19 protein-coding genes are annotated in these 24,884 nt (G+C 64.9%); 7 read left to right on the top strand and 12 right to left on the bottom strand.

Features of this window, described 5'->3' with window-relative positions:
- Positions 1–18: 18 nt before the first annotated feature.
- The 4 genes from ABIA90_RS00095 to ABIA90_RS00080 all read right to left on the bottom strand — a co-directional run bounded on the left by ABIA90_RS00095 (position 19) and on the right by ABIA90_RS00080 (position 7,751).
- Positions 19–846: a metal-dependent phosphohydrolase gene (locus ABIA90_RS00095; protein ID WP_166098862.1), complete on the bottom strand. Its 828-nt coding sequence runs from the start codon at positions 844–846 to the stop codon at positions 19–21.
- A gap of 207 nt (positions 847–1,053) precedes the next feature.
- Positions 1,054–1,932 carry a transglutaminase family protein gene (locus ABIA90_RS00090; protein WP_354116855.1) on the bottom strand — a complete coding sequence of 293 codons (879 nt, stop codon included), beginning with the start codon at positions 1,930–1,932 and terminating at the stop codon, positions 1,054–1,056.
- Positions 1,929–4,454 carry a circularly permuted type 2 ATP-grasp protein gene (locus ABIA90_RS00085; protein WP_354116854.1) on the bottom strand — a complete coding sequence of 842 codons (2,526 nt, stop codon included), beginning with the start codon at positions 4,452–4,454 and terminating at the stop codon, positions 1,929–1,931. The genes ABIA90_RS00090 and ABIA90_RS00085 overlap by 4 nt, the downstream gene beginning before the upstream one ends.
- Positions 4,455–4,481: 27 nt before the next feature.
- Positions 4,482–7,751 carry a transglutaminase family protein gene (locus tag ABIA90_RS00080; protein WP_354116853.1) on the bottom strand — a complete coding sequence of 1,090 codons (3,270 nt, stop codon included), beginning with the start codon at positions 7,749–7,751 and terminating at the stop codon, positions 4,482–4,484.
- Between the two features lie 263 nt (positions 7,752–8,014).
- Between ABIA90_RS00080 and ABIA90_RS00075 the strand changes: the two genes are divergently transcribed.
- A complete protein-coding gene (locus ABIA90_RS00075) occupies positions 8,015–8,941 on the top strand; it encodes a lipase family protein (protein ID WP_354116852.1) in 927 nt (308 codons plus the stop codon).
- A 13-nt stretch (positions 8,942–8,954) separates the two neighbouring features.
- Here the strand turns inward: ABIA90_RS00075 and ABIA90_RS00070 are convergent, their stop codons facing one another.
- The 8 genes from ABIA90_RS00070 to hpaR form a co-directional block, all read right to left on the bottom strand.
- Positions 8,955–10,478, bottom strand: coding sequence for a UxaA family hydrolase (locus ABIA90_RS00070; RefSeq protein ID WP_354116851.1), 1,524 nt, complete (start codon positions 10,476–10,478; stop codon positions 8,955–8,957).
- A gap of 159 nt (positions 10,479–10,637) precedes the next feature.
- Entirely contained in the window at positions 10,638–11,414 is a 777-nt protein-coding gene (locus ABIA90_RS00065; RefSeq protein ID WP_028157190.1) for an HpcH/HpaI aldolase family protein, read from the bottom strand.
- Positions 11,415–11,542: 128 nt separating this feature from the next.
- A complete protein-coding gene (locus tag ABIA90_RS00060) occupies positions 11,543–12,628 on the bottom strand; it encodes a malate/lactate/ureidoglycolate dehydrogenase (RefSeq protein WP_354116850.1) in 1,086 nt (361 codons plus the stop codon).
- Positions 12,629–12,721: 93 nt separating this feature from the next.
- The gene (locus ABIA90_RS00055) at positions 12,722–13,450 is read right to left on the bottom strand and encodes an ABC transporter ATP-binding protein (protein ID WP_071917611.1); all 729 of its coding nucleotides are present in this window, start codon (positions 13,448–13,450) and stop codon (positions 12,722–12,724) included.
- A complete protein-coding gene (locus ABIA90_RS00050) occupies positions 13,450–15,228 on the bottom strand; it encodes a branched-chain amino acid ABC transporter ATP-binding protein/permease (RefSeq protein ID WP_166098894.1) in 1,779 nt (592 codons plus the stop codon). The genes ABIA90_RS00055 and ABIA90_RS00050 overlap by 1 nt, the downstream gene beginning before the upstream one ends.
- On the bottom strand, positions 15,225–16,097 hold the full coding sequence (locus ABIA90_RS00045; protein WP_071915720.1) for a branched-chain amino acid ABC transporter permease: 873 nt from the start codon (positions 16,095–16,097) through the stop codon (positions 15,225–15,227). Before ABIA90_RS00045 ends, ABIA90_RS00050 begins: the two co-directional genes overlap by 4 nt.
- A gap of 82 nt (positions 16,098–16,179) precedes the next feature.
- Complete coding sequence (locus ABIA90_RS00040) at positions 16,180–17,325, bottom strand: ABC transporter substrate-binding protein (protein WP_354116849.1); 1,146 nt, start codon at positions 17,323–17,325, stop codon at positions 16,180–16,182.
- A gap of 305 nt (positions 17,326–17,630) precedes the next feature.
- Positions 17,631–18,146, bottom strand: a complete 516-nt coding sequence (gene hpaR / locus ABIA90_RS00035; protein ID WP_354116848.1) for a homoprotocatechuate degradation operon regulator HpaR — start codon at positions 18,144–18,146, stop codon at positions 17,631–17,633.
- 110 nt (positions 18,147–18,256) lie between these two features.
- Between hpaR and hpaH the strand changes: the two genes are divergently transcribed.
- The 6 genes from hpaH (at position 18,257) to ABIA90_RS00005 (ending at position 24,747) form a co-directional block, all read left to right on the top strand.
- Positions 18,257–19,063 carry a 2-oxo-hept-4-ene-1,7-dioate hydratase gene (gene hpaH / locus ABIA90_RS00030; protein WP_354116847.1) on the top strand — a complete coding sequence of 269 codons (807 nt, stop codon included), beginning with the start codon at positions 18,257–18,259 and terminating at the stop codon, positions 19,061–19,063.
- A gap of 30 nt (positions 19,064–19,093) precedes the next feature.
- Positions 19,094–19,492 carry a 5-carboxymethyl-2-hydroxymuconate Delta-isomerase gene (locus tag ABIA90_RS00025; RefSeq protein ID WP_038957103.1) on the top strand — a complete coding sequence of 133 codons (399 nt, stop codon included), beginning with the start codon at positions 19,094–19,096 and terminating at the stop codon, positions 19,490–19,492.
- Complete coding sequence (hpaE, locus tag ABIA90_RS00020) at positions 19,485–21,023, top strand: 5-carboxymethyl-2-hydroxymuconate semialdehyde dehydrogenase (protein ID WP_354116846.1); 1,539 nt, start codon at positions 19,485–19,487, stop codon at positions 21,021–21,023. The genes ABIA90_RS00025 and hpaE overlap by 8 nt, the downstream gene beginning before the upstream one ends.
- Before the next feature lie 27 nt (positions 21,024–21,050).
- The gene (gene hpaD, locus ABIA90_RS00015) at positions 21,051–22,034 is read left to right on the top strand and encodes a 3,4-dihydroxyphenylacetate 2,3-dioxygenase (protein ID WP_166351210.1); all 984 of its coding nucleotides are present in this window, start codon (positions 21,051–21,053) and stop codon (positions 22,032–22,034) included.
- 193 nt (positions 22,035–22,227) lie between these two features.
- A complete protein-coding gene (locus ABIA90_RS00010; RefSeq protein ID WP_354116845.1) occupies positions 22,228–23,097 on the top strand; it encodes a fumarylacetoacetate hydrolase family protein in 870 nt (289 codons plus the stop codon).
- 24 nt (positions 23,098–23,121) lie between these two features.
- The gene (locus ABIA90_RS00005; RefSeq protein WP_354116844.1) at positions 23,122–24,747 is read left to right on the top strand and encodes a thiamine pyrophosphate-dependent enzyme; all 1,626 of its coding nucleotides are present in this window, start codon (positions 23,122–23,124) and stop codon (positions 24,745–24,747) included.
- The last annotated feature ends 137 nt before the right edge of the window (positions 24,748–24,884 follow it).

The raw sequence follows: 24,884 nt of genomic DNA, 5'->3' as shown, positions 1-24,884 counted from the left end.
CCATGCGGGCTACGGGGGCTATTTCTGCGGGCCTGACAGCGAGATCTCGCGTTCGGCGCGGAACACGTTGCTGTAGAGATTGGCGATCCACTGCCGGCCGATCTCAGTCTTGTTGAGGTAGCTGATCTCGGTCTGGATGTGCGGTGCGACGCTGTTCCAGTAGAATTGTGGATAGCGGTTCACGATGTCGGCCGGCGAATCGTAGCCGAGCTGGCGGTTGATGCCGACCTCTTCGAACTCGTAATAGAGCGCGTTGGCCTTGCGCAGATAGTTGGGATCGCCGAGCTGGCCGATGAAGTCGGCGGCGCGCAGGATCGAGGCTTCGTCGTCGTACTCCTGGCCTTCGCGGGCCGGGAAGCGGGTGCCCTCGATGGCGCTGGCGATGCGTTCCGGGTCCAGCCCCGGGATATGCTGCAGCCGCCGCATGACATAGAGCTTCGACCGGTCGACATGATACATCATCAGGCTGGCATCCGAGGCGCCGCGCGGCAATGAAACCTTGGTGCCCGCCGCGTCGATCACGAAGCCGTCATTGTCATCCTCCTCGAACAGGCCCCGGACATAGCCGATGTCGTGGGCGAGGCACGCGATCAGGATGTGGACGTAATCCGCGGCCTCGAGGTGGGTATGGAGATATCGGCCGCTGAGGATGGAATGGCCCGCCAGCGTCACCAGCATCGTGTGCTCGACATTGTGGTAGAGCGCGTCGCTGTTGCCAATGCACTCCATCGCGGTGCGCGTCGCGCTCTCGACGATGTTCGCGGGAGACTCGCCGTACCTGCGACGCATGAACGAGCCCAGCACTTTCTCCAGGGATTCAGCCGCCAGTCTCGGTAACGTCATCATGGATGCAGCCCCGCTCGTCGGTGGTGTCCCACGCCAGCTCCCGACGTCTCATTTCGCGTCTTCGACGCAACGGCCAGCATAGCCCATCTTGGGCCAAGTGACCAAACGCCGGGACGAATTTACGGAAATATGTTGCTGTTGTGCCCTGCGACATCACGGTTGCAGTCGGGGCGCGACACAGCCTGGCCGGGCCCGGCGAGACCGCTTTTATTCCACCAGCAGCACGTCCACGGCGACGCCGAGCTTCTGCTTCGGCGAGCCGACGATGATGCCGTCGACCGGCGAGACGTCGGAAAAGTCGCGGCCGACCGCGAGCACGATGTGATCGTTGGCGACCAGCAAATCATTGGTCGGATCGAAATCGACCCAGCCAAGCTCAGCCCCACACCACAGCGACACCCAGGCATGGGTGGCATCGGCGCCCTGCAAACGCGGCTGGCCCGGCGGCGGAATGGTACGGAGATAGCCGCTGACATAGGCTGCCGGAAGGCCGAGCCCGCGCAGCCCTGCGATCATCACATGGGCAAAGTCCTGACAAACGCCGTGACGCTTGTCGAAGACCTCGCCAAGCGGCGTCGAGATCACCGTCGCCTTCGGATCGTAGCGGAATTCGGTGCGGATGCGATGCATGAGATCGGTCGCACCGGCGAGGATCCCTGCGCCGGGCGCAAAGCTCGTGGCCGCATAAGCGCTGACGGGGTGCAGCACCGGCACCAGCGGGCTCGCAAAGACGTAGCCGACCGGCGAGGACGGCCCGAGGCTCGTTGCTTCAAACGCGATGTCGCGGATGCTCTCCCAGGGCGGGCTGACGGCATCGCGCGCCGGCGGTTTGCGCGAGACGGACACGCGCGAGCGCGAGTCGATGCGCAAGTTTCGGTGCGCGGTTTCGATCACCACGCTCTCGGTGAGCGTGCCGAAGAAGTCGCGGCGGACGTGGCGCTCGGACGGGCGCGGCCGGATCTCGACCCTATGCGAGATCAGCTCCTGACCGTCACCGCTCTTCGGCTCCAGCCGCAGCGTGCAGCGGGCGAAGCTGACCGGACTCTCGTATTCGTAAGTCGTGACGTGACGGATGTCGTAGATCACGCCAGCCCCGTCAGCTTTTCCGGCCGGCTGGCATTGGGGCCGTGCGGGAAGTAGTGCAGCCCGATCGCCTCGGCGAGGCTGAGCAGGTCCTGCTCCAGCGAGAACAGGGTCTTGACCTCGAGCTTCTCGGCTTCTGCGGTGGCCAGCATCGCCTGCACCGCCACCGCGAGCCGCTGCGGCTGCTCGATCAGGCCGTGCTCCTTCAGGCTCGGGAGCGAAGCGATGTGCTCGTTCAGCGTCGTCACCTGGAATGCGACCGAACGCGGATTGTAGCTGTCGAGCACCGCGAGATCGCGTACCGGCGCCAGGATCGGCGCCAGCAGATAGCGCGAGCGGTAGGTGATCTGGGAATCCACCAGCGTCAGCAGGATATCGAGATCCTCGTCGCAGGCCTCGTCATAGGCGAACTGGCGCGCGAAGCGCGTGGTGTTGATGGCGCGCTCGGTGCGGCGGCCGATGTCGAGGAAGCGCCAGCCGGCGGCGCGGTTCATGTTCTCCTGCGCCAGCCCCGCCAAGCTCGCAAGCTCCTGCAAGGTCAGTTCGGCCGCACTCAGCACGTCGTCGTCGTCCTCGACCTCGTAGGCGAGGCGATCGGCCATCTCGGTGATGACCTGCCAGGCGTCGGGCGACAGCCGCTCGCGCAAGGATGTCGCCGTGCGCTGCGCCGCGCGCACCAGCGACAGCGCCGAGCCGAAACGCTCCGGGCTCTGCAGCGCTTCGGCGACGATGCGCCCCGGCGCCGTGCGCGAGGCCTGCGAGATCGCGCCCCACGCCACCAGCAGGCGCTGGATGCGGTCGGCCGATTGCAGCGAGGCAGCGGTGCCCTTGTTGGGCCCGCTCGGCGAACCCAGCGCGCGCACCAGCCGCAGCGTTGCCTCGGCGCGTTCGAGATAGCGGCCGAGCCAGAACAGATTGTCCGCGGCGCGGCTCGGCAGCACGCCGGCGATGCGGCGGATCCGCACCTTGTCGGTCGCGGGCAGCAGCGTCGCGATCGAGACCTTCTTGTCCGAGACCACCCAGACGTCGGCGGCGCGCGCGCCGTCGCCCATCGACACCGCGCGCGCGTCCGCCTGCTCGGCGATCCGGCAGAAGCCGCCGGGCATGATAGCCCAGCCGTCGGCCGTCGCGGCCGCGAACACGCGCAGCACGAAGGGACGCGGCGTGAGCTGGCCCTGCTCCCACACCGGCATGGTCGAAAGCCGCACCATCTCCTGGCCGACATAGTCCATGCCGCGCGCGCTGATGGCGTCGACGAGACGCTGGCGCCCGGCGGCGTCGAGCTCACTCGCGAGCACCGGGCCATTGCTGTCGAAGCCGGGAACGCCGCGGCGGTAGGCGCCCTCGATCGCGACCTCGTCGAGCCGTGACAGCACCTCGTCGCGCGCGCTGCGCTGGCCGCACCACCAGGTCGCGATATGCGGCATCTTGAGCTCTTGCCCGAGCAGGCGGCGGCTCAGGGCCGGCAGGAAGCCGAGCAGCGCGCGCGCCTCCAGCACGCCCGAGCCCGGCATGTTGGCCACGACGACGCCGTCCTTGCGCAGCACGTCGATCAGGCCGGCCACGCCGAGATGCGAGGACGCATCGAGCTCGAGCGGATCGAGCGAGTTGGAATCGACCCGGCGCAGCAGCACGTCGAGCCGCTTCAGGCCGGCGACGGTGCGGATGTGGATACGGTTGTCGCTGACGGCGAGATCGTCACCCTCGACCAGCAGGAAGCCGAGATAGCGCGCCAGGGTTGCGTGCTCGAAATAGGTCTCGCTGAAGCTGCCCGGCGTGAGCACGCCGATGCGCGGCTCGTCGCGATCGGCGCGCGCGCGCAGGCTGTCGCGAAACGCCTCGAAGAACGGCGCGACGCGCGGCACGTTCATCGACTTGTAGAGGTCGGAGAAGGCGCGCGAGAGCACCAGGCGGTTCTCCAGCGCATAGCCCGCCCCTGACGGCGCCTGCGTCCGGTCGCCGAGCACCCACCAGCGCCCGTCGGGCCCACGGCCGACATCGGCGGCGTAGAGCGAGAGATAGCGCCCGCCCGGCGGCGGCACGCCACAGACGGGACGGAGATATTCGGGGCTGCCGGCGATCGCGGCGGCCGGCAGCGCGCCTTCCGCGACCAGCCGCCCCTCGCCATAGATGTCGCGCAGCACGAGCTCGAGCAGTTCGGCGCGCTGGGTGATGCCGGCGGACAGCTGCTTCCAGTCGGCCTCGTCGATCAGCAGCGGCAGATGACTGATCGACCACGGCCGGTCGGCACTGTCGCCGGGCGCACGGTAGGTGACGCCGGCCTCGCGCAAATGGCGGTCGGCCATGCCAAACCGCCGTTCGATCTCGTCCGGCGCGAGCGCGCCGAAGGCGTCGAAGAAGCGGCTCCAGACCGCGCGGGGGGCGCCGTCGGGCCCCAGGAACTCGTCGGGGATGCCGGGCAGGCGGCTATAGTCGCGGACCCATTGCGCGAGGCGGCGCTGGCCTTCGCGCTGACCTTGCGCCTTGCCCGTCTTGTCGTCCTGCTCGGCTGCGCCCTCGCCCATGCGCCTCTCCCTGCCCCACCATCATTCTCATTGCAGGAGCGGGGTCCGCAAGTCGAGGGTCAGCGGAAACTCATTTGTGCGTTCCTCGGGCGGGGGCTGCATCGGACCCGGCGTATGGCCGTGGTCCTGGAAGCGCGCCAGCCGCCTCGCCTCGGCCTCGTAGGTGTTGACGGGCTTGGTGTCGTAGCTGCGGCCGCCGGGATGGGCGACGTGATAGACGCAGCCGCCCAGCGAGCGGCCGTTCCAGGTGTCGATCAGGTCGAAGGTCAGGGGCGCGTGGACGGGGATGGTCGGGTGCAGGCCGGAGGCCGGCTGCCAAGCCTTGAAGCGGACGCCGGCCACGGCCTCGCCTGAGCGGCCGGTCGAGGTCATCGGCAGGCGGCGGCCGTTGCAGGTCACGATGTGGCGGCCCTCGACAAACCCCTCAGCTTTCACTTGAAGTCGTTCGACCGAACTGTCGACGTAGCGCACCGTGCCGCCGGCCGAGCCCTCCTCGCCCAGCACGTGCCAGGGCTCCAGCGCCTGCCGCAGCTCCAGCGTCACGCCGCCATGATGGATACGGCCGAAGGCGGGGAAGCGGAATTCGAGCTGGGCCAGATACCATTCCGGCTCAAAGGGATAGCCGGACTGCTTCAACTCAGAAAGCACATCAAGAAAATCCTCCCAGATGAAGTGAGGCAGCATGTAGCGGTCGTGCAGCGCGGTGCCCCAGCGCACGAATTTGCCGGTCTGCGGCTCGCGCCAGAATTTTGCGATCAGCGCGCGGATCAGCAACTGCTGCGCCAGCGACATGCGCGGATCGGGCGGCATTTCGAGCGCGCGGAATTCGACGAGGCCGAGCCGGCCCGTGGAGCCATCCGGCGAATAGAGCTTGTCGATGCAGATTTCGGCGCGATGGGTGTTGCCGGTGATGTCGACTAGCAGATGGCGGAACAGGCGGTCCACCAGCCACAGCGGCGTCTGGTAGCCCGGCGGAGGCACATGCGAGAGCGCGATCTCGAGCTCGTAGATGCTGTCGTGCCGGGCTTCGTCGATACGCGGCGCCTGGCTGGTCGGGCCGATGAACAGGCCGGAGAAGAAATAGGACAGTGACGGATGCCGCTGCCAGTACAGCACGAGGCTCTTCAAGAGATCGGGACGGCGCAGGAACGGCGAGTCCTGCGGCGAGGAGCCGCCGACGACGACGTGGTTGCCGCCGCCGGTGCCGGTGTGGCGGCCGTCGACCAGGAAGCGGTTGGCGCCGAGGCGTGTCTTGCCGGCGTCCTCATAGAGCCCGACGGTGATGTCGACCGCATCGCGCCAGCTCCTGGCCGGCTGGATGTTGATCTCGATGACGCCGGGATCCGGCGTCACCTTGATGACCTCGACGCGCGGATCGAACGGCGGCGGGTAGCCCTCGACATGGACCTGGAGCTGCATCTCCTCGGCGGTGGCTTCGAGCGCCGCGACCAGCTCGAGATAATCCTCGATGCGCTCGACCGGCGGCATGAAGGCGCAGAGCACGCCGTCGCGAACTTCGACCGACATCGCGGTGCGGACCGGGACCGACGTGTTGAGTTTCTCGGGCGCGTCCCGCGGCGGCGCCTCCGGACGCGCCGGAAGACTGAACACCGGCAGCTTGCCGCGCGCCTCCATCGGGTCGCGTTCGACGATGTAGGGATATTGATCGGGTGGAACGTAGCCGAGCGAGCCGATCGGCAGGCGCAGACCGAGAGGGGAGTCGCCCGGCATCAGGAACAGATGATTGCGCCGGAGTTGCCAGCGCTCGCTGCGCCAGCGCGGCGGCGCGTTCCAGCGTTGCACCGGCAGCACGAAGCCACGCGGCGTGTTGAGGCCCTCGTCGAACACGCGCGCCATCCGCGCGCGGGCTTCGGGATCGGATAATTTGGAGTCGGACGGATCGACGTTGAGAGGAAGCTCGGCTTCCTTCTGGAGCCAGTACGCGGTGTCCTCATAGGCTGGGATGATGTAGCCGGGATCAAGTCCGAGCCGCGCCGCCGCGCCCTCCACGAATTCCTGGGCGTCCTTGACCTCGGCGCGCCGCGGATTCTCGATCCTGGCGATCAGATCGGCATTCTTCCAGATCGGTACGCCGTCCTTGCGCCAGTACAGGCCAAAGGCCCAGCGCGGCAGGCTTTCACCGGGATACCATTTGCCCTCGCCGAAGTGCAGCAGGCCACCCGGCCCGAAGCGCGTGTGCAAGCGGCGGATCAGATCGTCGGCGAGCGCGCGCTTGGTCGGGCCGACGGCCTCGGTGTTCCATTCCGCCGCTTCCAGATCGTCGACGGAGACGAAGGTCGGCTCGCCGCCCATGGTCAGCCGGACATCCTGCGCGGCGAGATCGCCGTCGACCTGCTCGCCGAGGTCATTGAGCCGCGTCCAGGATTCGTCGGAGAACGGCTTTGTAATGCGCGGCGCCTCGCGGATGCGCTTCACGCTCATGTCGAACTCGAACTCGACCTCGGCAAAGCCGGCGCCGCCGGAGATCGGCGCCGCCGAACGATAATGCGGCGTGGCCGCAACCGGGATGTGCCCCTCGCCCGCGAGCATACCCGAGGTCGCGTCGAAGCCGATCCAGCCCGCGCCGGGCAAATAGACTTCGGCCCAGGCATGCAGGTCGGTAAAATCGTTCTCGACCTCTGGCGGTCCCTCGATCGGATCGATGTCGGGGCGTATCTGAATGAGATAACCGGAGACGAAACGGGCCGCGAGACCGAGATGACGGAAGGTCTGGATCAGGAGCCAGGCGGAGTCGCGGCACGATCCGGCACCGGAGGAGAGCGTCTCCTCCGGCGTCTGCACGCCGGGCTCCATGCGGATGATGTAACGGACGTGCTTCTGAAGCTCACGATTGAGATCGACCAGGAAGTTGACGGTGTTCGGGGCTTCGTGCGGGATCGTGTCGAGAAATTTCGCGAACAGGCGATCGGGCTTGATGGTCTCGAGATAAGGCGCGAGCTCGGTCTTCAGATCCTTCGAATATTCGAACGGAAAGCTGTCGGCATAGGGCTCGACGAAGAAGTCGAACGGGTTGACCACGGTCATCTGCGCCGTGAAATCGACCTCGAATTTCAGCTCGGTCGTCTTCTCCGGAAAGACGTAGCGCGCCAGCCAATTGCCTTGCGGGTCCTGCTGCCAGTTCACGAAATGATTGGCCGGAGTGACCTTGAGCGAATAGCTCAGAACCGGCGTGCGCGTATGCGGCGCCGGCCGCAGCCGGATGGTCTGCGGGCCAAGATCGATCGGGCGGTCGTATTTGTAGTGCGTGACGTGGTGTAGTGCGACGTAGATCGACACGGGGTGCGGTGCTCCAGCAGCTTTTTTGAGCAGAACACCGGTTCCGGGTGGGATCAAGCACTAACAACGGGCACGGGTTGCCTACGCCGCGGGCTGATCTGCGAGTTACACTTGCCGAAGTGATCTACCTATGATCGAATGAACCATTGCCTGCACAAGCCGCGCCCGACGCGCCGCTTTGCGCATGATGGACTCTCCCGTTCGTAATTGTTGCCGCGCAACGTATCGACGCGTGGCGCGGCCTGAAAGAGGAGATGTGTCCGATGAGCTTTCTGGTCAGATTCCCGCGGGCTTCCTATCGCGCCGACGCGCTCGATGGTTTCACGGTCACGCCAGGTTTCACACCGGGAAACGCGCAAGCCATGATGTGGTTGTCGCAGCTCGCCTACGAGACCGACGACCGCGACAAGGTAGACGATATCCTGAAGGCACTGGGGCTAGAGATGCGCGGCTTCGGTGCCGACACTCCCGCTACAGGTTTGGTGCCGCCAAAAGCCCGCTTCATTGTCGCCGTCGGACGCGGCGCGACTTTCGTCACACTCTCCGGCACCGATCCGCTCAGTATCAAGGATTGGATCACCGACTTCACCCTCGCACCAAGTCAAAATGTTCTTCACAAGGGATTTGCCGAAGCCGTCGATGCAGTCCGATCAGACATCGAAGTCGCGATCAGGAGTGGCGGCGCCGGACAGCCGCTCTTCTTTACTGGACACAGCATGGGCGGCGCCTTGGCAAATATCTCAGCACTGCGGGCGTTGGATGCTGGCCTACGGGCAACCGCCATCTACACGTTTGGCGGGCCGCGAACCGGCGGTCAGGATTTCTTTGAAGCCTACGAGCCTCTCAGCGAAAGCACGTTCCGGCTCGTCAACGGTAACGACATCGTCCCGGCCGTTCCACCCAGCCTGCGAGGCAACTTCCGCCACGTCGGCCGAATGCTGCGTTGCGCGTCTGGCTCGACCTTCGCAGGTCAGGTGCCGGCGTCGAAAGAGGGAAACGACCCCAGCTTCAACCTAGTCGGGCTTGGTACCCTTCTTACCGGAGGCAATTTCCACCTGAAGATCCCAAGCATCGAGGAACTCAGCGACATCGACCCGCGGACGCTCGACCAATCCGACGTACTGCCCGGCTTCGTGCGCGACCATGTTCCGGCAAGCTACTTCCGGGCGTTGTCGGTCACCATTCCGTAACTCCCGCGTAGCCTCACATCGTCGCCCCTAGCACCCAGGGCGCGAATTCGGCACCGCCGAAATCGAAGCTTTCGCTCTTGGTCGGCTGTCCGGACGCCGTCTTCAGGATGAGCTCGAAGATGCGCTGGCCGCATTGCTCGACGCTCTCCTCGCCTTCGAGGATGGTGCCGCAATTGACGTCCATGTCCTCCTCCATGCGCTTGTACATGGGCGTGTTGGTGGCAAGCTTGATCGAGGGCGCCGGCTTGCAGCCGAACACGCTGCCGCGGCCGGTGGTGAAGCAGACCAGATTGGCACCGCCGGCGACCTGGCCGGTCGCCGCGACCGGATCGTAGCCGGGCGTGTCCATGAAGATGAAACCCTTCTTGGTGATGGGCTCGGCATAGCGCAGCACGTCGACGAGATTAGTGGTGCCGGCCTTGGCCATCGCGCCGAGCGATTTCTCCAAAATGGTGGTGAGGCCGCCGGCCTTGTTGCCGGGGCTCGGATTGGCGTTCATCTCGGCGCCCTCGCGCTCGGTATACGCGTCCCACCAGCGCATGAGATCGACCAGCTTCTCGCCGACCTCGCGGCTGACGGCGCGGCGCGTGAGCAGGTGCTCGGCGCCGTAGGTCTCCGGCGTCTCGGACAGGATCACGGTGCCGCCGTGACGGACGATGAGATCGCTGGCAGCCCCAAGCGCCGGATTGGCGGATACGCCGGAATAGCCGTCCGAGCCGCCGCATTGCAGGGCCACGGTGAGTTCGCTGACGGGCACGGATTCGCGCTTGACCTTGTTGGAGTCCGCGAGAGCTTCACGCACGAAGGCAATACCCGCTTCGACAGTCTTGCGGGTGCCGCCGACCTCCTGGATGTCCATCGCGCGGAGGCGGCCGGCGAGCTTCTGCTCCTCCATCAGGCCGCCGATCTGGTTCACCTCGCAGCCCAGCCCAAGCACGATGACGTGGGAGAAATTGACGTGACGCGCATAGCCGCCGAGCGTGCGGCGGAGCAGCGCCAAGGGCTCGTTCTGCGTCATGCCGCAGCCGGTCTTGTGGGTCAGCGCGACCACGCCGTCGACATTGGGGAAGTCGGCGAGCGGATTGTCGCCGGTGAACGGATTCTTCTTGAAGACGTCGGCGACGAGGCTTGCGACATGCGCGCTGCAATTCACCGAGGTGAGGATGCCGATATAGTTGCGCGTGGCGACGCGGCCATCCGGGCGGCGGATGCCCTCGAAGGTTGCCGGCAGATCGAAGTTCGGCGTCGGCTTGACGTCGGCGCAATAGGCATAGTCCTTGGAAAAATCGCCCATGCCGCAGTTCTGCGTATGCACGTGCTGGCCCGGCGCGATCGGCACCGTCGCAAAGCCGATGATCTGTCCGTAGCGCCTGACCGGCTCGCCCACTGCGATCGCCTTGATCGCGACCTTGTGGCCGGAGGGAATGCGCTCGACCGTGGTCACGCCGTCGGCAACCAATGTTCCCGGCGGCAGGCTCGCGCGCGCGATCAGCACGCCATCATCGGGATGGAGGCGAATGACGGGGCTGATGGTCATGGCAGGTCTCCTGTATCAAAACTATCGTGCCCCGGACGCAGCGCAGCGTGAAACGGTGCGCTGCTGAGCCGGGGCCCCATGTGTCGTTTCTTTCGCAAGCAACTGGGTCCCGGCTCTGCGAAGCGGCGCGAGGCGCCGCATCGCGTCCGGGACACGAGATCAGGCCTTCCCGGCCGAATCCTTGCGGGTCGCGTTGACCTGCATCTTGGCGTAGGTCGTCATCAGGCCGACTTCGTTGGACAACGTCACCAGCTTGAAGCCCATGTTGATCGCACGCGCCGCGCCTTCCGCGCCGCTGCAATGGATGCCCGGGTTGAGACCGCGCTTGGCGCATTCCTTGATGATCTTGTCGTAGATCGCGAGAATCTCCGGCTCGGTGCGGTCGAGCTTCGGCTCGAGGCCGTAGGAGAAGCCGAGATCGGACGGGCCGATATAGACGCCGTCGATGCCCTCGACGTCGAGGATCGCTTCCATGTTCTCGACCGCCGTCCTGGTCTCCATCATCGGCAGCAGGATGGTGTCGGCATTCGCGGTCTTCTGGTAGGAGCCCGCGGTGCCGTACATGCCGGCGCGGATCGGGCCGTTGGAGCGGACGCCCTGCGGCGGATACTTGGAATAGGAAACGAGGTTCTTGGCCTCCTGCGCCGTGTTGACCATCGGGCAGATCACGCCATAGGCGCCGCCGTCGAGCACCTTGCCGATGATGCCGGGCTCGTTCCAGGGCACGCGGACCATCGGGGTCACGGGATGCTTATCCATCGCCTGGAAGCACTGCACCATCGAGAGATAGTCCTGCACGCCGTGCTGCATGTCGACGGTGACGCTGTCGAAGCCGCATTGCGCGATCATCTCGGCCGAGAAGCCGGAGGGAATCGCGAGCCACGCGTTGACCACGGCCTTGCCCGACTTCCAGATTTCCTTGACCTTGTTCGCCACGTTGCCTTCCTTCTTTTGTTGCTTGGACCGTTGTTTGGACCTTCGTCACCATGACGAGCGCCGCGACAGCACGGCTCTGCTGTTACCGCGAACCGGGGCTCCGCGCTACGCTCGCAATGACGCAAGACCTATGCGGTCGCCCGCTGGATGCTGACTTCGCTGACGCCGACCTCGCGGGCGGTGTTCACTATTGCCGCCCAGGTGTCATCCGGCAAGGGGATGCCGTTCTTGGTGCGCTCAGCCCGGGTTTTCCGCTCGGGATCGCCGGGAATCAGCACCTGATCGACCCCCGCCATCGGCTTGGTGGCACGGATGAAGTCCGTATAGCGCGATACCTCTGCATCGAACACATGGGAGGTATCGATCACCTTCGGATCGACATAGAACGCCAGCATGCCGTTGGCAAAGCGCCGCCCGCCCGAGGTGGCCCCGGTTCCGGTCAGCGCGCCGCCGAGCAGCTCGCACATGAAGGCAAGGCCGGAGCCCTTGTGATCACCGAAGGCGCGGATGGCACCGGTGCCCTTGGTGTGATCGCGCGGCCCTTCGGGCGTGAAGGGCCCGTAGAGCACGGTCGGGTCCTCGCTCAGGGTCCCGTCGGCATCGACCAGCGCGCCCTTCGGCAGCTTCTTGCCGCCGCGGCTTGCGACCAGCACCTTGCCTTCGGCGACGACGGAGGTCGCGAAATCCAGCACGATCGGGTCCTGGCCCTCGCGGGGGATGCCGACGCAGTAAGGCGCCGTCGACAACCGCTTCTCGACGCCGCCGAACGGCGCCACCAGCAGCGAGCCGGCGGCATTGACGAAATGCACGGAGACCAACCCTTCGGCGGCGGCCATCTCGGCCCAGTCGCCGACACGGCCGATATGGCCCGCATTGCGCAGCGCAACAGCGGCGAGGCCCGCCTTCTTGCATTTCTCGATGCCAATCCGGACCGCTTGCGGCGTCACGGTCTGGCCGTAGCCGAACTTGCCGTCGACCACCGCGAGCGAAGGCGTGTCGACAACCACCTCTGCGGTCTGGTTCGGGACCACGAAGCCGGTCTTCAGCCAGCGGATGTAGACGGGCACGCGGATCACGCCATGGCTGTCATGGCCAGTGAGATTGGCCGTGGTGAGATAAGTCGCGATCCGCTTGGCCTCCTCCGGCGAGGATTTTGCGTGGCCGAACACCTCGCCGACGAAATCGATGAGGTTCTGGACCTGGATCGTGACCATGGACAAACTCCCCGGCTATTGTTTGGGCATGATCTTCTCGGAAAACCGCTGCACACTTTGCGCTAACGCGGCCCTCCGGGTCCGGATCATGCCCTAAGCACTCACCTTGGCATGGCCGCCGAGATAGGCGGCGCGGATCGCTTCGTTGCCCCAGAGCGCGTCGGGCTTGCCGCCGAGCACGATGCGGCCGGTTTCGAGCACATAGCCGTAATCGGCCACCGACAGGCCCATGCGCGCGTTCTGCTCGACGAGCAGCACCGTCGTGTTGCGCCGGATCTCCGAGATGATCTTGAACACGGCCTGCACGATGACGGGCGCAAGACCAAGCGAGGGCTCGTCGAGCAACAACAGCCGCGGCTTGGCCATCAAGCCGCGCGCAACCGCCACCATCTGCAACTGGCCGCCGGACAGCGTCCAGCCGAGCGCGTTGGTGAACTTCCGGATGTCAGGGAACAGGTCGAACATCGCGTCCGCCTCCCGCGAGATCTCCGAGGTCGGCGCCCGGCGATTGGACGCGCCGAGCATGATGTTCTCTTTCACGGTGAGACCCGGGAATACCCTGCGGCCTTCCGGCACGTGCGAGATTCCCATGCGGACGATCGCTTCCGGACCAAGACCTGCGATCGACTTGCCGTCGAACAGGATGTCGCCGGAGGTCGGCTTGGCGAGGCCGGAGATGGCGCGCAGCGTAGTGGACTTGCCGGCACCGTTGGCCCCGAGCAGCGTCACCACCTGCCCCTGCTCCACCGCGCAGGTCACCCCGCGCAGCGCTTCGATCTCGCCGTAGCGCACCACCAGATTGCGGATTTCGAGCAACGGCATCATTCGCTCCCGAGATAGGCGGAGACGACGTCGGGATGACGCAGCACGGCCAGGGATTCGCCGTCCGCGATACGGCGTCCGAAGTTGAGCACGGTGATGTGCTGGGCCGCTTCCGAGACCAGCGTCATGTCGTGATCGATGATCAGGATGGTCAGGCCCTGCGCCGCGATGCGCTTGAGCAGCTCGTGCAGTTCCAGCTTCTCGGTCGAGTTGAGGCCCGCCGCGGGCTCGTCGAGCAGCAGCAGCGTCGGGTTCGAGGCCAGCGCACGGGCAATCTCGATCAGCCGCTGATGGCCGTAGGAGAAGCTCGAGATCAGCTCGTTGGCGCGGCTGCCGAGCCCGACGAAGGTCAACGCCTCCATCGCCCGCTCGGTCAGGGCGTCGTCGCCCTTCCCGACCATGGTGTTGCCGGGCCGCTCGGCGCCGATCTCGACATTCTCCAGCGCCGTCATCGAACGGAACAGGCGAATGTTCTGGAACGTGCGGCCGAGACCAGAAGCCGTGCGCTGATGCGGCGGCATGTGGGTGATGTCGGTGCCGTCGAGCACGATCCTGCCGGCTGTCGCTTCATAGAGACCCGAGAGCACGTTGAGCGTCGTGGTCTTGCCCGAGCCGTTCGGACCGATCAGCGCATGCACGCCGCCGCGCTTCACGGCGATGTCGACGCCGTCGACGGCCTTGAGACCGCCGAAATGCTTCGACAGGCCGGTGACTTCCAGCACCGTGTCGCCGCCGATCGTCGCCGGCTTCAATTGCAGGGCAGCCGCTGCCGGCGGCGCCTTGATCTTGGCGCGCCAGCGCGTGAAGGCGTCCGCAACAAAGCCCCAGATGCCGTCGGGCATGAAGCGGATGATCAGGATCACGAACAAGCCGTAGATTGCGAGATACAGGCCCGGCACGCTCTTGAGGAAGCGCAGCCATTCCGGGATTAGGATCAGCAGACCCGTGCCGATGGCAGAACCGATCGGCGAGGCCACGCCGCCGAGCAGCGACATGGTCAGGAACACGATCGATTCCGCAAAGGAGAACTGATCGGGGCTGACATAGGCGAAGCCGCCGGCAAACAATCCGCCCGCGAGCCCGCCGAGCAGCGCACAGAGCGCGAAGGCGTAGATCTTGGTGCGGAAGACGTCGATGCCGTTGACGCCGGCCGCAAGCTCGTTGTCGCGCACCGCGCGCATGGCGCGGCCGAGCTTGGTGTCGGAGAGATGCCAGACCAGGTAGCCGACGATCGCCAGCATCGCGACGCAGAAGGCGAGATAGCTTTGCGACGACTGGAACAGCTCGGGACGCTTGATGTTGGGGACGCCGTCGGGACCGCGCGTGAGCCAGATCGCGTTGATCATCACCAGCGTGACGATCTGCTGGAACGAGATCGTCACCATCGCAAGATAATGACCGCCGAGCCGCAGCGTGGACATGCCGAGGAACGCGCCCGCGAGCAGCGAGATCACGCAGCCGCCGACGAGACACAGCCAGAAGCTGAGCTGCAGATCCGTCGTGCCCATGCCGACCGCATAGGCGCCGAGCCCGAAGAACGCCGCCTGCGCCAGATTGATCTGGCCGCACAGGCCGAGCACGACCGAGAGGCCGAACACCGCGATCGAGAACGTGGTGGCCTGCAGCAGGATGTTATGGACGTATCCGTCGAAGCGCATGTTGGCCGCGAGCGCGACCAGGATCGCCGCGCCGATGAAGTACGGCAGGTGCCGGATCACGAGCGGTTTCGAACGGATGGCGGGCGCCGGAATCGGCATGTTGTCGCTGGGGGCGCTCATGCCTTTTCCGCCACGCGTTCGCCGAAGATGCCTTGCGGCCGGAAGATCAGGAAGGCGACCAGCACCAGGAAGGCAAAGCCGTCCTTGTAGGGCACCGAGATATAGGCCGCACCAAAGGTCTCGATCACGCCGAGCGCGAGACCGCCGATGATGGCGCCGGCAACGTCGCCGAAGCCGCCGATGATGGTGGCCGCGAACGCCTTCAGCGCGATCGTCGAGCCCATCTGGATCGAGACGAACAGCACGGGCGCGACGAGGATGCCGGCAAGGCCGCCAAGCACCGCCGAATAGATGAAGGTGATCATGATCATGGTGGAGACGGAAATGCCGAGCAGCGAGGCCATTTCCTTGTCCTGCGAGGTCGCCTGCAGCTTCTTGCCGAGCAGCGTCTTCTCGAAGAACCAGAAATTGAAGATCACGAGACAGATGGTGACGCCGATGATCAGCAGATACTGGCTGTCGAGATAGACCGGGCCGACCTGAATGCCGGGCGTTTCAAACCAGCCTTCCAGCACCTGCGGCTGCGGGCCGTAGATCGCGAGCACGGAATTGGCGAGCAGGATCGAGGCGCCGATGGTGGCGATGATCACAGGCAGATAGGTGCGGTGGCGCAGCGGATAATAGACGCCGAGATTGAAGATGACACCGAGCAGCGCCATGCCGAGCAGCGCGACGATGAAGGCCGCCCAATAGGGCAGACCGGCTTCGACCGCGACGACCATCAGATAGGCCGCGACCATGGAGAATTCGCCCTGGGCGAAATTCACCACATTGGTGGCACGGAAGATCAGCACGAAGCCGAGCGCGACGAGCGCGTAGACGGCGCCGATACCGATGCCGGTAAAAAGGAGTTGTAGGGCGAGATCCATGACAAGCTTCTGTTGGAGGTCGGATGCGTTCGCCGAAAGACGGTTCGACCTCCCCGATTCCATCGGGGAGGTCGAATGAACGTCAGTCGTTGAACTCGATGTGCTTGTCGAAGACGATGTTGCCCTTCTCGTTCTTCACGATGTTGTAGCCGTGGAGACCATCGCCGTTCTGGTCGAAATTGTATTCGCCCTCGGCACCCGGGAACTTCTTGATCGCGAGGATGGCTTCGCGGACCTTGGCCGGATCGGTCGTGCCGGCCTTGTTGATGGCCGCCGACAAGACGCTGATGGCGTCGAAGGTCCAGGAGCTCTGGTTGTCGGGCGCGACCTTGACCGCATCACGGTAGATCTTGCCGAACGCCTTCGAGCCTTCGCTGGAATTCTCGGCATAATCGGCAACGCCATATGTATTGTACAGCGCGGGACCCGCGAGCTTCAACGCGGTGATGTTGACGATCGAGGGCGAGCCGACCCAGGGAATGTTCACGCCGAGCTGACGGAGCTGCCGAGCGAAGATGCCGAGATCGTTCTCGAACGTGAAGTAGGAGCCGAGGATGTCGGCGCCGGACTGCTTGATCGCGAGCACGACCGGGGTGAAGTCCTGGCTCTGGTTGGCATAGCCTTGATCGAGCACCGGCGGCGCGCCGAGCTTTTCGAGCGCGGCGGTCAGCGCCTTGCCGCCTGCGGTGCCGAACGCATCGGTTGAGTGCAGCACGGCCCATTTCTTCTTGGCGAGCGTGGTGACGCCGTATTCGGCGATCACGCGGCCGGAATAGCTGTCGTTCGGACGGCAGCGGAACAGCCACTGATTGCCCATATGGGTGAGGTTCGGATCGGTACCGCCGATCATCACGGGCTTGCCAAGCTTGATCACGTCGGGCGCCATCGCGTGCACCTGGGTCGAACGGATCGAGCCGAGGAACCCGACGATGTCGGACTGCGCGGCGAGTTTCGAGAAGGCGAGCACGATGCCGGGATTGGTGGTCTGGTCGTCCTCGACGATCAGCTCGCCCTGCTTTCCCAGGATACCGCCGGCTTTGTTCACAGCTTCGAGCGCGAGCCTGGCGCCCTTGATGGCGTAACCGCCGGATTCAGCGGCGGGACCGGTGACGGGCGCGCACATGCCGATCTTGATGGTGGCGCCTTGCGCATGCGCGCTTTTGATGAGGTATGGCGCGGCAATGCCGGCAGCAATTCCGGCCGCGAAGTCGCGTCTCGTCAGTCTCATTCATTCCTCCCTGGGGCCGGGCATCCTTGTCGGCCCTTCTTGGTCTTGGTTCTGTTTTGGCTCTATCGCTGAATACAGGACCGGATGCTACTTACGAATTCTGCCGATACGAGTAAATTGATATTGCGCCAACATCGACTAACTGCGCAGAGCGCGCACCCAATAGTGATCAACACCCGCGACGGCTGTCTATTCTCAGTGATTTCTCACGGCATTTTCACGCATTTCGCGGCGATCGCGCTGCCCACGCATTATGCAATGATGACAGTCATGCGTAGTTGGAAAGTGATCATGCAAATTTGCCGTTACGTTTCATCCGTGACGTCACTCGCGCCCGTGGAAGCGAGACACGATTCCAATTGACCGAGCATCTCCTGCAGTTCGGCGAGCTTGCGCGCGCCGAAGCGTTGCGTGATCTCGGAGTAGATCGCTTCCGAGGATGGGGCGACAGCGGCCATCAGCTTCACGCCCTCCTTCGAGATCGAGACCATGCTGCGGCGCTGGTCCGCCTTCGCGGTCTTGCGCTCGATCAGATTGCGCGCCTCGAGATCACGTAGGATGCGCGACAGGCTCGGGCCAAGGAGAAATGCCGTGCGCGCAAGCTCGGTCACCTCCGCGGCCTCGATGGCCGCAAGTGCGCGGAGAATGCGCCATTGCTGCTCGGTCAGGCCGTGCTCGCGCAGCTTGGGACGAAATTGCCGCATCACCGCTTCACGTGCCCTGAGCAGCGACATCGGCAGCGAGCGCGAGAAGTCGCGCATCGGCACCTGCCGTGCGGCGGGCTCACTTCCCTTCGCGGGATCAGCCGGTCTCTTCGCCATGTCGTCCTTTCAAGCCGCAAAATGTTTGCAGTGCAGCAAACCCAAATTGTGTTTGACGCATTCACTTAACATGTTAAGTATCTCCGGCACCACGATTTGTAAGATCACAGATGGCGCTTTCCAACGACGATATCCAAGCTTGTGCGAACCGTCTGCACCAGGCGGAGAAGACCCGCACCCAGATCCGGCAGCTCTCGCAGGATTTTCCAGGCATTACCATCGCTGACGCCTACGCGATTCAGAAGGCTTGGGTCGACCTCAAGCTCGCGGAAGGCCGCACCGTCAAGGGCCACAAGATCGGCTTGACCTCGAAGGCGATGCAGAGCGCGCTCAATATCGACGAGCCGGATTCCGGCGTGCTGCTCGACGACATGTTCTTTGCCGATGGCGGCCTTGTCCCGACCGAGCGCTTCATCGCCACGCGCGTCGAGGCCGAGCTTGCCTTCGTCATGAGCAAGCGGCTCGCGGGGCCGGACTGCACGATGTTCGACGTGCTCAACGCCACCGACTTCGTCGTGCCGGCGCTGGAGATCCTGGACACGCGCATCGAACGCGTCGACCCTAGCACCAAAGCCACGCGAAAAATCTTCGACACCATCGCCGACAACGCGGCGAATGCCGGCATCGTGCTCGGCGGACGGCCGATCCGCCCGCTGGACGCCGACCTGCGCTGGATCGGCGCGCTCTGCTTCAAAAACGGCCAGCTCGAGGAGACGGGCCTTGCCGCCGGCGTGCTCAATCATCCCGCGACTGCGGTGGCCTGGCTCGCCAACAAGATCGCGCCGCTCGGCCTTGCGCTCGAGCCCGGGCAGGTCGTGCTCGCCGGCTCCTTCATCCGTCCGATCGAGACCCGCAAGGGCGACACAATTCAGGCCGATTATGGCGCCTACGGCTCGGTGAGCTGCTACTTCGCTTAGACGAACAAAAAAACAGGGAGTGAAACCGCGATGCCGCATTTCACCATCGAATATTCGGCCAATCTCGACGGCCGCCTCGACATCGGCGCGGTCTGCGAGGTGGTGCGAAAGGCGGCGGTCGAGACCGGCATCTTCCCGCTCGGCGGCATCCGCGTCCGCGCCATTAGATGCGAGCATTATGCGATCGCGGACGCGCGACAGGACTACGGCTTCCTCGACATGGTCCTGCGCATCGGCGAAGGCCGCGACCTTCCCACGCGCCAGAAAGCCGGCGAGCACGTCTTCCAGGCGCTTTCAAAACATCTCGATCCCGTCTTCGCCGCGAGCAAGTTCGCCCTGTCGTTCGACATGCAGATCAACGACAAGGATACGAGCTGGAAGCGCAACAACATCCACGACGCCCTGAAAGTGGAGGCTGCCCATGGATAAGCCCACGCCGAAAGCCGATGTGTTCCAGGCTAATCGCGACCGCGCCGCGCCGCTGCTGAAGAAGCTGCGGGCCGACGGCATCGGCCACATGATCGACGGCAAGATCGTCGCCTCGATCTCCGGTGAGACATTCGAGACCAAGTCGCCGGTCGATGGCGCCACGCTCGCGAGCGTCGCGCGCGGCAACGCCGAGGACATCGACGCCGCGGCCACCGCCGCTGCGCTGGCCTTCAAGTCCTGGCGCGACATGGGGCCGGCGATGCGGAAGAAGCTGCTGCACCGGGTCGCCGATGCGATCGAGGACAATGCCGACGACATCGCCGTGCTCGAATGCATCGACACCGGCCAGGCCTATCGCTTCATGGCCAAGGCCGCGATCCGCGCTGCCGAGAATTTTCGCTTCTTCGCCGACAAATGCGCCGAGGCGCGCGATGGCCAGAACACGCCGAGCGACGAGCACTGGAACGTCTCGACCCGCGTGCCGATCGGCTCCGTCGGCGTGATCACGCCGTGGAACACCCCGTTCATGCTCTCGACCTGGAAGATCGCGCCGGCGCTGGCCGCGGGCTGCACCGTCGTGCACAAGCCGGCCGAGTGGTCACCGGTGACGGCCGCCATTCTGGCAAGGCTCGTCAAGGAAGCCGGCGTTCCCGACGGCGTGCTCAACACCGTCCACGGTTTTGGCGAGGAGGCCGGCAAGGCCCTGACCGAGCATCCCGCGATCAAGGCGATCGGCTTCGTCGGCGAGAGCGCGACGGGATCGGCGATCATGGTTCAGGGCGCGCCGACCTTGAAGCGCGTGCATTTCGAGCTCGGCGGCAAGAACCCGGTGATCGTGTTCGACGACGCCGATCTCGACCGCGCGCTCGATGCCGTCGTGTTCATGATCTACTCCCTCAACGGCGAGCGCTGCACGTCGTCGAGCCGCCTGCTGATCCAGCAAAGCATTGCCGAGACATTCATCGAGAAGCTGACCGCACGCGTGAAAGCGCTGAGGGTCGGCCATCCCCTCGATCCCGCCACCGAGATCGGGCCGCTGATCCACGAGCGGCACCTCGCAAAGGTGTGCTCGTATTTCGACGTCGCGCGGCAGGATGGCGCTGTGATCGCCGTCGGCGGCAAGACCTATGACGGCCCGGGCGGCGGACACTATGTCGAGCCGACGCTGGTGACCGGCGCCAACGGCAAGATGCGCGTGGCACAGGAGGAGGTGTTCGGCCCCTTCCTCACCGTGCTGCCCTTCAAGGACGAGGCCGACGCCATCGAGATCGCCAACGACATCCGCTACGGCCTGACCGGCTATGTCTGGACCAACGACGTCGGCCGCGCGCTACGTGTCGCCGACGCGCTGGAGGCCGGCATGATCTGGCTCAACTCGGAAAATGTCCGCCATCTGCCGACGCCGTTCGGCGGCATGAAGGCCTCGGGCATCGGCCGCGACGGCGGCGACTACTCGTTCGATTTCTACATGGAAACCAAGCACGTCTCGCTGGCGCGGGGCACGCACAAGATTCAGAAATTGGGAATCTGACGCTCGTCGAGCCGAGGGGAAACGCCGATGCCCGTACCGCAACACATCTTCGAACCGCCGTTCAACATCATCCGCTCCAGCCACGTCGTGCTCGACGTGACCGACCTGAAGCTGAGCCGCGAATTCTACGAGACCACCGTCGGCCTGCATGTCGAGGATGCCGACGACAAGGTCGTCTATCTGCGCGCAGCCGAGGAGCACCAGCATCACTCGCTAGTGTTGCGCAAGGCGGCGGTGCCCGCCTGCGCCCGGCTCGGCTTCAAGGTCGGCAACGACAAAGACCTCGACAAGGCCGCCTCCTTCCTTTCGGAGAACGGTCTCTCTTACGCCTTCGTCGACCAGCCCTTCCAGGGCCGCACGCTGCAATTCACCGATCCCTTCGGCTTCCAGATCGAGCTCTACGCCGCGATGGACCGGCGCCCGCATCTGCTTCGCCGCTACGATCTCTACAGGGGATGCCATCCGCAGCGTCTCGATCATTTCAACGTCTTCGCCGCCGAGGTGCAGGACACCGTCGACTTCTATGCGCGGCTCGGCTTCCGTCTGACCGAATACGCCGAGGAGGACGGACCGAACGGGCGCATTGCGGCTGCCTGGATGCATCGCAAGGGCAATGTCCACGATTTCGCCATCACCAACGGCAAGGGTCCGCGCCTGCACCACTTCGCCTATTGGACGCCGACGGCGATGAACATCATCCATCTCTGCGACGTCATGGCCTCGCAAGGCTTCGTCAAGAACATCGAGCGCGGCCCGGGACGCCACGGCATCTCAAATGCGTTCTTCCTCTACGTGCGCGACCCCGACGGTCACCGTCTCGAACTCTACACCAGCGACTATTTCACCGGCGATCACGACCACGAGCCGCTGCGCTGGTCGCTGCGCGATCCACGCCGCCAGACGCTGTGGGGCGCGCCGGCGCCGCGGTCCTGGTTCGAGCAGGGCTCGCCGTTTAGCGGGCAAGCCGTGCGTGAGCCGAAGTTCGTCGCCGACGTGCTGGTGGCGGATTAATGCCGGTGACAGGCAAAATAACTCTCCTCGTCGTCCCTGCGAAAGCAGGGACCCATAACCACAGGGAGGAGTTTGGCGAAGGTTGGTCGTTCGGGATTGTCATCGCACGCTATCGATAGATCACGCGGTATGGGTCCCTGCTCCCGTGCGCAATTGCGCACTAGGCAGGGACGACAAGAGAGATAGATTGCCAATGAAGCTCCCTCGCCTCGCCACCTATTCCGTCAAGGGTGAAACCAAGTACGGCGCCGTCCTTGAGGGCGGCATCGTCGATCTCTCCGCACGCCACGCAAAAGACTATCCGACGCTGCGCGAGGTGATCGCGGCCGGAAAGCTCGTGAGCCTTGCCGAAGAGGCCGCCAGCCGTGCGCCGGATCATGCGCTCGGCGATATCACGTGGTTGCCGCCGGTGCCCGCACCGGAAAAGATCATCTGCATCGGCGTCAACTATCCCGACCGCAATGCCGAGTACAAGGACGGCCAGGAGGCGCCGAAATATCCGAGCATGTTCATGCGCTCGCCTCGCTCCTTCGTCGGCCACGACACGCCTTTGGTGCGCCCGCGCGCGTCAGCGCAGCTCGACTACGAAGGCGAGATCGTGCTTGTCATCGGCAAGGCGGGCCGGCACATCGCGGAAAGCGCCGCACTCGACCACATCGCAGCGCTCACGCTCTGCAACGAAGGCTCGGTGCGCGACTGGCTTCGCCACGCCAAGTTCAATGTCACGCAGGGAAAGAATTTTGATTCCAGCGGCAGCCTCGGGCCGTGGCTGGTGCCCTACACCAGGGAAGCGCAGATCGCCGACATCAGGCTCACCACGCATGTCAACGGCGAGCTCAGGCAGGACGACCGGACCAGCCGGCTGATGTTCCCGTTCCGCTATCTCATCAGCTATATCTCGACCTTCGCGACGCTGGTCCCCGGTGACATCATTGTGACGGGCACGCCGACCGGTGCCGGGGCGCGGTTCGATCCGCCGCGCTATCTGACGCCCGGCGATGTCATCGAGGTCGAAGCCGAAGGCATCGGCATGCTACGGAATGGCGTCGTCGACGAAGCCTGACAACAATCGAAATGGAATAGTGCAATGACCACCCTCACCGGCGGCGAAGCGATCGTAAGCGGCCTTGTCGCCCACGGCGTCGACACCGTGTTCGGCCTGCCCGGCGCGCAGGTCTACGGCCTGTTCGACGCCTTCCACCAGGCCCAGCTCAAGGTGATCGGCGCGCGGCACGAGCAGGCCTGCGGCTACATGGCGTTCGGCTATGCGCGCTCCAGCGGCAAGCCCGGCGTGTTCAGCGTGGTGCCCGGCCCCGGTGTGCTCAACGCCAGCGCGGCGCTGCTGACCGCCTACGGCTGCAACGAGCCGGTGCTATGCGTCACCGGCCAGGTGCCGACGCAGTTTCTTGGCAAGGGCCGCGGCCATCTGCACGAGATGCCGGACCAGCTCGCCACCTTGCGCACCTATGTCAAATGGGCCGACCGCATCGAAACGCCCGGCAACGCGCCGACGACCGTATCGCGCGCCTTCCAGGAAATGACGTCCGGCCGTCGCGGCCCCGCCTCGGTCGAGATGCCCTGGGACGTCTTCACCCAGCGCGCGGACACCTGTGCCGCAAAGGTGCTGGAGCCGCTGCCCGCGCCACTGCCCGATCCTGATCTGATCACGCAGGCGGCCGCGGTGATCAGGAGCAGCAAGGCGCCGATGATCTTTGTCGGCAGCGGCGCGATCGAGGCGCGCGACGAAATCCTAGAGCTCGCCGAAATGATCGATGCACCCGTCGTCGCCTTCCGCAGCGGGCGCGGCATCGTCTCCAACGCGCATGAGCTGGGGCTCACGATGGCGGCCGCCTACAAGCTATGGCCAAAGACCGATCTCATGATCGGCATCGGCTCGCGGCTGGAGCTGCCGACCATGTCGCGCTGGCCGTATCGGCCTGACGGCTTGAAGAGCATCCGCATCGACATCGACCCCGTCGAGATGCGGCGCTTCATCTCCGACACCGCCATCGTCGCCGATGCCAAGACCGCGACCGCCGATCTGATCCAAGCGGTCAGCAAGGCCGGCTACAGCAAGTCCGCCGGCCGCCGCGCCGCGATCCGCGAGGCCACCGCGACCGCGCTGGCAGAGATCCAGAGCATCCAGCCGCAGATGGCGTATCTCAACATCCTGCGCGAGGTGCTGCCGGCCAACGCGATCGTCACCGATGAATTGTCGCAATTCGGCTTCGCGTCCTGGTACGGCTTTCCGATCTACGAGCCGCGCACCTTCATCACGTCGGGGTATCAGGGCACGCTCGGCTCGGGCTTCCCCACAGCGCTCGGCGCCAAGGTCGCCAATCCCGACAAGCCGGTGGTGGCGATCACCGGCGACGGCGGCTTCATGTTCGGCGTGCAGGAGCTTGCCACCGCCGTGCAGTTCAACATCGGCGTGGTGACGCTGGTGTTCAACAACAACGCCTACGGCAATGTCCGCCGCGACCAGCGCGAGCGCTTTAACGGCCGCGTGGTGGCGTCCGATCTGGTCAATCCGGATTTCGTCAAGCTCGCGGAGTCCTTTGGCGTCGCCTCTGCGCGCGTCACCGCGCCGGACCAGTTCAAGGCGGCGATGGAAAAGGCGTTGGCCCATGGCGGGCCGTATCTGATTTCGGTGGAAGTGACGCGGGATTCGGAAGTCAGCCCCTGGGCGTTCATTCATCCGCCGAAGCCGTAAACGAAGCATCGTCGTTCCGGGACTCTTCCCTTCTCCCACAAGGGGCCTGTTGCGTAATTCGTCAATTGTGATTCCCTAGGGCAAAGCCTTGGAGGGTAGCGATGGCGGTCAAGCGGACGGGACAGCCGAGCTTTGTG

Source organism: Bradyrhizobium sp. LA6.8 (assembly GCF_040547935.1).
GTDB classification, from domain to species: domain Bacteria; phylum Pseudomonadota; class Alphaproteobacteria; order Rhizobiales; family Xanthobacteraceae; genus Bradyrhizobium; species Bradyrhizobium barranii.
Note: the sequence above shows the minus strand (reverse complement) of the source record. Positions and strands in the feature narration are given on the sequence as shown.

What these genes read in the sequence shown, in the direction of transcription:
- ABIA90_RS00095 (WP_166098862.1), bottom strand. Translation starts at nt 846, where the DNA reads ATGATGACGTTACCGAGACTGGCGGCTGAATCCCTGGAGAAAGTGCTG.
- ABIA90_RS00040 (WP_354116849.1), bottom strand. Translation starts at nt 17,325, where the DNA reads ATGAGACTGACGAGACGCGACTTCGCGGCCGGAATTGCTGCCGGCATT.
- ABIA90_RS00055 (WP_071917611.1), bottom strand. Translation starts at nt 13,450, where the DNA reads ATGCCGTTGCTCGAAATCCGCAATCTGGTGGTGCGCTACGGCGAGATC.
- ABIA90_RS00010 (WP_354116845.1), top strand. Translation starts at nt 22,228, where the DNA reads ATGAAGCTCCCTCGCCTCGCCACCTATTCCGTCAAGGGTGAAACCAAG.
- ABIA90_RS00050 (WP_166098894.1), bottom strand. Translation starts at nt 15,228, where the DNA reads ATGAGCGCCCCCAGCGACAACATGCCGATTCCGGCGCCCGCCATCCGT.
- hpaD (WP_166351210.1), top strand. Translation starts at nt 21,051, where the DNA reads ATGCCCGTACCGCAACACATCTTCGAACCGCCGTTCAACATCATCCGC.
- ABIA90_RS00025 (WP_038957103.1), top strand. Translation starts at nt 19,094, where the DNA reads ATGCCGCATTTCACCATCGAATATTCGGCCAATCTCGACGGCCGCCTC.
- ABIA90_RS00070 (WP_354116851.1), bottom strand. Translation starts at nt 10,478, where the DNA reads ATGACCATCAGCCCCGTCATTCGCCTCCATCCCGATGATGGCGTGCTG.
- ABIA90_RS00085 (WP_354116854.1), bottom strand. Translation starts at nt 4,454, where the DNA reads ATGGGCGAGGGCGCAGCCGAGCAGGACGACAAGACGGGCAAGGCGCAA.
- ABIA90_RS00060 (WP_354116850.1), bottom strand. Translation starts at nt 12,628, where the DNA reads ATGGTCACGATCCAGGTCCAGAACCTCATCGATTTCGTCGGCGAGGTG.
- hpaH (WP_354116847.1), top strand. Translation starts at nt 18,257, where the DNA reads ATGGCGCTTTCCAACGACGATATCCAAGCTTGTGCGAACCGTCTGCAC.
- hpaE (WP_354116846.1), top strand. Translation starts at nt 19,485, where the DNA reads ATGGATAAGCCCACGCCGAAAGCCGATGTGTTCCAGGCTAATCGCGAC.
- ABIA90_RS00075 (WP_354116852.1), top strand. Translation starts at nt 8,015, where the DNA reads ATGAGCTTTCTGGTCAGATTCCCGCGGGCTTCCTATCGCGCCGACGCG.
- ABIA90_RS00005 (WP_354116844.1), top strand. Translation starts at nt 23,122, where the DNA reads ATGACCACCCTCACCGGCGGCGAAGCGATCGTAAGCGGCCTTGTCGCC.
- hpaR (WP_354116848.1), bottom strand. Translation starts at nt 18,146, where the DNA reads ATGGCGAAGAGACCGGCTGATCCCGCGAAGGGAAGTGAGCCCGCCGCA.
- ABIA90_RS00045 (WP_071915720.1), bottom strand. Translation starts at nt 16,097, where the DNA reads ATGGATCTCGCCCTACAACTCCTTTTTACCGGCATCGGTATCGGCGCC.